This is a genomic window from Flavobacterium sp. XS2P24, assembly GCF_030010285.1.
Classification (GTDB): domain Bacteria; phylum Bacteroidota; class Bacteroidia; order Flavobacteriales; family Flavobacteriaceae; genus Flavobacterium; species Flavobacterium algoritolerans.
Genome location: NZ_JASCRU010000014.1, coordinates 67,471 through 74,930, shown reverse-complemented (window position 1 = coordinate 74,930; position 7,460 = coordinate 67,471). Strand labels below are relative to the sequence as shown.

7 protein-coding genes are annotated in these 7,460 nt (G+C 36.3%); 4 read left to right on the top strand and 3 right to left on the bottom strand.

Annotated elements, in window-relative coordinates; all coding sequences use genetic code 11:
* Positions 1–136: 136 nt before the first annotated feature.
* A complete protein-coding gene (locus tag QLS31_RS10640) occupies positions 137–1,180 on the bottom strand; it encodes an RluA family pseudouridine synthase (protein ID WP_282743844.1) in 1,044 nt (347 codons plus the stop codon).
* The gene (locus QLS31_RS10635) at positions 1,170–1,793 is read right to left on the bottom strand and encodes a PASTA domain-containing protein (protein WP_099715835.1); all 624 of its coding nucleotides are present in this window, start codon (positions 1,791–1,793) and stop codon (positions 1,170–1,172) included. Before QLS31_RS10635 ends, QLS31_RS10640 begins: the two co-directional genes overlap by 11 nt.
* A gap of 119 nt (positions 1,794–1,912) precedes the next feature.
* Here QLS31_RS10635 and QLS31_RS10630 point away from each other — a divergent pair, with 119 nt between their 5' ends.
* The 3 genes from QLS31_RS10630 (at position 1,913) to QLS31_RS10620 (ending at position 4,077) form a co-directional block, all read left to right on the top strand.
* Positions 1,913–2,884, top strand: a complete 972-nt coding sequence (locus QLS31_RS10630) for a D-alanine--D-alanine ligase (protein ID WP_282743843.1) — start codon at positions 1,913–1,915, stop codon at positions 2,882–2,884.
* Between the two features lie 10 nt (positions 2,885–2,894).
* Positions 2,895–3,350, top strand: a complete 456-nt coding sequence (gene coaD / locus QLS31_RS10625; RefSeq protein WP_099715839.1) for a pantetheine-phosphate adenylyltransferase — start codon at positions 2,895–2,897, stop codon at positions 3,348–3,350.
* 148 nt (positions 3,351–3,498) lie between these two features.
* On the top strand, positions 3,499–4,077 hold the full coding sequence (locus QLS31_RS10620) for an alkylphosphonate utilization protein (RefSeq protein WP_099715840.1): 579 nt from the start codon (positions 3,499–3,501) through the stop codon (positions 4,075–4,077).
* Between the two features lie 155 nt (positions 4,078–4,232).
* Here the strand turns inward: QLS31_RS10620 and QLS31_RS10615 are convergent, their stop codons facing one another.
* Positions 4,233–5,579 carry a DEAD/DEAH box helicase gene (locus QLS31_RS10615; RefSeq protein WP_282743842.1) on the bottom strand — a complete coding sequence of 449 codons (1,347 nt, stop codon included), beginning with the start codon at positions 5,577–5,579 and terminating at the stop codon, positions 4,233–4,235.
* A 145-nt stretch (positions 5,580–5,724) separates the two neighbouring features.
* Between QLS31_RS10615 and QLS31_RS10610 the strand changes: the two genes are divergently transcribed.
* Complete coding sequence (locus tag QLS31_RS10610; protein WP_282743841.1) at positions 5,725–7,455, top strand: M14 family metallopeptidase; 1,731 nt, start codon at positions 5,725–5,727, stop codon at positions 7,453–7,455.
* The last annotated feature ends 5 nt before the right edge of the window (positions 7,456–7,460 follow it).

Sequence of the window (7,460 nt, the reverse complement as noted above, 5' to 3'; positions counted from 1 at the left end):
TGTGAAATGTTGTTTTAAAACTAATTCTACACATTCTAACTTAAATGCATAATCATACTTTACTTTTTTTTCCATAAAAATGCCCCAAATAGTGTCTAACTTTTTGGGGCATGTTCAATCCGGGGCTTTTTTTGTTTTATTCTTCTACTTCGTCTGTACCATGGGATTTTGAATAGCCTCTCCATTTCTCGATACAATCCTGAAAATCCTGCGGCAGTTCCGTATCAAAACGCATCATCTCTTTGGTCGTAGGATGTATAAACCCTAATGTTTTGGCATGTAAAGCCTGTCTTGGCAAAGCTTTGAAACAGTTGTCAATAAACTGTTTGTATTTCGTAAATGTAGTACCTTTCAAAATCAAATGACCGCCATAACGCTCGTCATTAAAAAGCGGATGACCTAAGTGCTTCAAGTGCGCCCGAATCTGGTGCGTTCTTCCGGTTTCCAATTGGCACGAAATCAACGTTACGTATCCAAAACGCTCTAAAACTTTATAATGCGTCACGGCAGGTTTCCCTATTTCCGGATCAGCAAAAACCGCCATTTGCATGCGATCTTTCAAGTGTCTTGCTAAGTTTCCTTCAATGGTTCCTTTCTCTTCGGCTACATTTCCCCAAACCAAAGCCACATACTCTCTTTCAGAAGTTTTGGCTTCAAATTGCTTAGCAAGATGCGTCATAGCTGCTTCGGTTTTAGCAATCACCAATAAACCCGAAGTGTCTTTATCAATTCGATGCACTAATCCGGGACGTTCACTGCTATTCATGGGTAAATTCTCAAAATGAAAAGCCAACGCATTCACTAATGTTCCCGTATAATTCCCGTGACCGGGATGCACCACCAATCCTGGCGGCTTATTAATCAATAAAAGCGTAGCATCTTCATAGACAATATCTAATGGAATATCTTCAGGGTCTACCCTATTTTCAAAAGGAGGATGCGATAACATAACCCGAACCACATCATTAGCTTTGACCTTGTAATTCGACTTTACCGTAGCGTCGTTTACAAAAATATTCCCTTCGGTAGCAGCGGTTTGTATTTTATTGCGAGTTGCATTTTGAATCAAACTCATCAAGTATTTATCAATTCGCAAAGACGTTTGGCCTTTAGGAACTTCAAACCTGAAATGTTCAAATAACTCGTCTTCTAAATCTATTGTATCTATATTATTGTTCATCAACTGGTGTTTCTTCTATTGGTGCAACCAGAGTATCCGCAGCACTTTCTTCTTCTTCATAACTCATTTTTCCGTCTCCTAAAACCAAATCAATTTTAGATGATTTCAAGACTCTGTCCCCTACTTTCAGGTTTCTTCCTTTGAAACGCATTTCCAACACCATATCTTTTCCAAGATTTGGAACATACGTAACCGTTCCTTCCTCAAGGCCTAACGCTTTCAAGGTTGGCACCGCTTCACGATATGTTTTTTCTATCAAATCAGGAATTCGCACAGATGAAAATCCCGAAGTATTTATTTTGATATATATTTTTCTACCAACTTTTACCTTCGTACCTGGCGTCGGATCTTGCTCAACCACACTAAATTGCGGGAAATCACTTCTATAATCCACACTATCCAAAAGCACATAATCTAAATCCAACTCATCCAGCTTTTCTTCCACTTGCTCTTCAGTCAATTTACTCAAATTTGGAACTGCAATTTCATGACCATGATCTGTTGTAAAAGTCAACCAATGCATAAACAAATAGCCCAAAGCGGCAATAATGGCAAGAGCAATTAATACTTGTACTAAAAAGACGCGGCTTGTAAGATACTTACGTAAACTCATAAATTTATTTTTATATGTGGCAAAGATAAAGCTATTTCGTTTCAAAAAAAATGATAATTTTGTTTAGAATACGTTTAATCGGTTAATCGATTAAACGTTTAACCGATTAAACGTATAAAATGAAAAACATTGCCATCATCATGGGCGGATATTCCAGCGAGTATAAAATCTCACTTATCAGTGGAAACGTCGTATATCAATTTCTGGACAAAACGAAATACAACGGATTCCGAATCCATATTTTCAAAGAAAAATGGGTCTATGTTGATACTAATGACACTGAATTTCCTATCGATAAAAATGATTTTTCAGTAACTGTTGATGGTAATAAAATCACTTTTGACTGTGTTTTCAATGCCATTCACGGAACTCCCGGCGAAGACGGATTGATGCAGGCGTATTTCGAATTATTGAATATTGCGCAAACTTCCTGCGATTATTACCAAGCGGCATTAACGTTCAACAAACGTGATTTATTATCCGTTTTAAAACCATACGGCATAAAAACCGCCACTTCCTATTACTTAAACAAAGGCGATGCTATCAATACTGAAGAGATTGTCGCTAAAGTTGGTCTGCCTTGTTTTGTAAAACCAAATAAAGCGGGTTCCAGTTTTGGAATTTCCAAAGTAAAAACCATCGATGAATTGCCAATAACCATAGAAGTCGCTTACAAAGAAGACAACGAAATCATCATAGAAAGTTTCCTTGACGGCACCGAAGTTTCTGTAGGAGTTATCAATTACAAAGGAAAAGTAATCGTTTTGCCAATTACTGAAATCGTTTCTGACAATGATTTCTTCGATTATGAAGCAAAATATTTAGGCAAATCACAAGAAATCACACCGGCAAGAATCTCAGATGAAATGACCCAAAAAGTGAGCGAAATAGCCAAACGTGCTTACGAGGTACTCAAAATGAAAGGTTTCTCCCGAAGCGAATTTATATTGGTAAACGGAGAACCACACATGTTGGAAATGAACACTATTCCAGGATTAACAACGGAAAGTTTGATTCCACAACAAGCCAAAGCCGCCGGAATTTCATTGGAAGATTTGTTTACAAATGCGATAGAATTGGCTTTAGCCTAAAAATATAAAAATGAGAAAAGCTATATTTCCGGGTTCTTTTGACCCAATAACATTAGGACATGAAGACATCATCAAAAGAAGCATTTCGTTGTTTGATGAAATCGTAATCGCTATTGGCGTCAATGCCGAAAAAAAATACATGTTTTCTCTGGAAGACAGAAAACGTTTTATCGAAGAAACATTCAAAAACGAACCTAAAGTTTCGGTGATTACCTATGAAGGTTTGACAATTGATTTGTGTCATAAAATAAAAGCCGATTTTATCCTTCGTGGTTTGCGTAATCCTGCCGATTTCGAATTTGAAAAAGCAATTGCACACACCAATCGCCGTTTATCAAAAATAGAAACTGTCTTTTTATTGACTGCCGCAAGAACTTCATATATCAGTTCCAGTATTGTGAGAGATGTAATCCGCAATGGAGGGCAATATGAAATGCTGGTTCCAGATGCCGTTCGAGTGAAATAATTTTAAGAGATTTTGTCAAGTCGAGCGCAGTCGAGACTAAATGATACGTCTCGACTGCGCTCGACTTGACAAATAAACAGTAATAATATAAATTTGTGAAACGAGGCAATAAGCCATAATTTCGCCTAAAAATAAAAGCCATCAAACAATGAGTATAGAAAGAGAATTAAGCAAGCGTAGCGGATCGAAATGTGAACTTTGTGGTGCAACCGAAAACTTAAAAGTATATCAAGTTTTACCAACCAAAAAAGGTGGACTTGACGAAAGTATTATGGCTTGCAGCACGTGTATCGATCAAATCGAAAATCCGGATAACGTAGATTTAAATCATTGGAGATGTTTGAATGACAGCATGTGGAGCGAACATACCGCGGTACAAGTAGTAGCGTGGAGAATGTTAAGCCGCATGCGTGCTGCGGGATGGCCTCAAGAATTATTGGACCAAATGTATTTAGACGAGGATACTTTAGCTTGGGCGCAAGCAACAGGCGAAGGTGAAGACGATGAAAATAAAGTAATTCACCGCGATAGCAACGGCGTAATTTTGGAACACGGAGATTCAGTCGTTTTAATCAAAGATTTAAAAGTAAAAGGTTCCAGTATGGTGGCTAAACAAGGAACTGCAGTGCGTAACATTAGACTTGACCATGAAAATGCAGAATACATTGAAGGAAAAGTAGATGGTCAGCAGATTGTTATCATTACACAATACGTTAAGAAAATATAGTCATCAGTTGGCAGTGTTCATTTATTAAAAAAAGAGTGAGCAGTGGCTTCATTATAGCAAAAAATCGTTAACAGTAAATCAAATTTACTGTTAACGATTTTTTATTGTTATACTGTTTTTTTTCTGCTCACTAAAAGCTGAACACTGAATACTGATTACTCCTCTTCTTTCTTAATCACTTTTCGGGCCACTTCAATTTTAAATTTTTTGCCTTTCATTTTTTCGTCTTTAATGGCATGAAGCAAATCTTTCACTTTGTTGAATTTCACGGCAGCAAATGAGATAAAATCTTTCACTTCGATTAATCCTAAATCGCCTTTTTCCAGTTTCCCTTTTTGGGAAAAGAAACCTACGATATCAATTTTATTCAATTTGTTTTTCTTTCCGCCACTGATGTAAATAGTTTGAAATTCAGGTGGTTTTGGCAATGAATTAGCATTTTCTACTTTCAAAACAGTCATACCATAATCGATATAATCCATTTTTTTCTCACTTTCATGAGCAATAATATACGCCGTTCCAGAAGCCAACATACGTGCTGTACGTCCGTTTCTATGGGTAAATTCATCTTCTTTGGAAGGCAAATGATAATGAATTACGTGATTCATTTCGGGGATATCAAGACCACGGGCAGCCAAATCAGTAGTGATAAGATAACTTACACTTCCGTTTCTAAACTGGATTAAAGCGCGTTCTCTTTCGTCCTGATCCATTCCGCCATGGTAATACGTGGCGTAAATTCCTTTTTCGTTCAAGGTATCGCTGATGCGTTCTGCAGCATCACGATGGTTGCAAAAAACAATAGCCGATTGTGATTTCAACGAACAAATCAAGTTAAACAAGCTACCTATTTTGTCTTTCTCTTTCGAAACAACCATTTTCATGGAAAGATTCGTTTCGTCCACGTTTTCTGGAATGAAATCTAAAATAGTTGGATTTACGACTCTTGTATATCTTGGAATCTCAATATCCGAAGTTGCCGAAACCAAAACACGTTTGTTCAGTTTCGTTAATTTTCCAATGATAAATGACATTTGCTCATGGAAACCCAATTGCAATGATTTGTCAAATTCATCCAAAATCAAGGTTTGAATTTTATCCACACGAAAAGTTCCTCTGTCAATATGATCTGCAATTCTTCCCGGAGTCCCCACTAAAACTGCTGGAGGATTGCTTAAATTCTTGATTTCAGTATCAATGGAATGTCCACCGTAGCACACATTTACTTTATAATCAGTTCCCATTTTTTTCCAAACCTGCTCAATCTGTAATCCTAATTCGCGTGATGGAACCAAAATTAAACATTGAACCGATTGAATTTCGGGTTGTAACATTTCTAAAATTGGCAACAAAAAAGCCAAAGTTTTTCCGGAACCTGTTGGCGAAAGCAATAAAACATTATTGTCATTCAGGATCGTATCTTGTGCTACTTCCTGCATTTCATTCAGGCTTTCGATGCCTAAATTCAAAAGTATATTGTTGGAATGGTGTTTCTTATTCATTTTGCAAAGGTAATTTTTAATTCTTAGTTATGAATTTTGAATTCTAAATTTTCATTTTTTTAAATCGGGAGCTTCCTTTTCTTACTATCATTTCTATTCCTATCGAAAAAAAGCTACATTTGAAATTCAATTTAAAAACCGAAATATGAGATTTTTCACATTCCTTTTTTTACTATTCTCCATCAACTCATTTGCACAAAAAACGAATAAATACGATACTTTTTTCGAAAAAGGAAATGGAAATCAATCCGCATCATATCAGGAAACAATCGCTTATTATAAACTCCTGGCAGATGATTTCCCGACTATCGAAATGCAAAAAATGGGCTTGACAGACAGCGGCGAACCATTGCATGTGGTTGTTTTTAATCCTGAAAAGCAATTTAATTTTGAAATCATCAAAAAAAACAAATCGGTAATTCTGCTTAATAACGGTATCCACGCGGGAGAACCGGACGGAATTGATGCCAGTATGCAATTGTTTAGAGATTTGGCTTTAGGCAAAATAAAAGCACCAAAAAATACCGTTATCGTTTGTATTCCTGTGTATAATATTGGAGGTGCTTTAAACAGAAACTCCACTTCAAGAGCCAATCAGGACGGACCGGAAATCTATGGTTTTAGGGGTAATGCCAGAAACTACGATTTGAATCGCGATTTCATCAAGTCAGATACCCGAAATACCAAAAGTTTTGTGGACATTTTCCATAAAATAAATGCCGATGTTTTTATCGATAATCACGTTAGCAATGGCGCAGATTACCAATATAAACTTACCTACATTATGACCCAGCACAACAAATTAGGAACCGTTTTAGGTAATTTTTTAAATACCGAAATGATGCCTACTTTAGTCAAAGATTTACAAGAAAAGGACATTGAAACTACTCCTTATGTCAATGCTTTTCAGGATACTCCGGATAAAGGTTTTGGTCAATTTTTTGAAAGCCCACGATTTGCTACGGGCTATACTTCATTGTTCAATACCATTGGGTTTGTGGTGGAAACACACATGCTGAAAAAATACGCTGATCGTGTGAAAGTAACATACGAATACATGCGTTCCGCAATTGATTTTACGGATGCAAATTATCAAAAAATCAAACAATTGCGATTGAAAAATGAAGAGCAGTATAAACCAAAAAAAGCGTACCCTATAAAATGGGAAATTGACAGTACAAAAACGATTCCTTTTTCGTTTTTAGGCTATGAAGCCAGTTATAAGAAAAGTGATGTGACATCCGGAAATCGCTTGTTTTATGACCGTACAAAACCATTCAAAAAAGATATTCCGTACAGCAAGGAATTCAAATCCGTAAAAGAGATAATCATTCCGGAAGCATATATTATTCCAAGAGGATTTTGGCCAGTAATTGAATTATTAAAGAGCAATACTATCTCCTATCGCCAACTAAAAAATGATACTATAATTGAAGTGGAAAGCTATAAAATCGCCAACTTTAAAACAACAAGTTCAGCTTATGAAGGGCATTATTTACACCGAAACACTTCAGTAACCGCTAAAATGGAGAAAGTGGCTTTCGCCAAAGGAGATTACGTAATTCCCACACTACAAAAGGGAATCAAATATTTATTGGAAACACTGGAACCCGAAGCAATAGATTCTTTTTTCAACTGGAACTTTTTCGATACGATGTTACAGCAAAAAGAAGGCTATTCTGACTATGTTTTTGAAGATTCAGCTACGCAGATTTTAAAAGAAAATCCAAAACTAAAAGCCGAATTTGATTTGAAAAAACAAAGTGACGTAAACTTTATCAATAATCCGGAAGCGCAACTGGACTGGATTTACAAACATTCTGTATATTATGAAAAGGCACATTTACAATATCCTGTGTATCGTATTTTAAAATAAAAAAA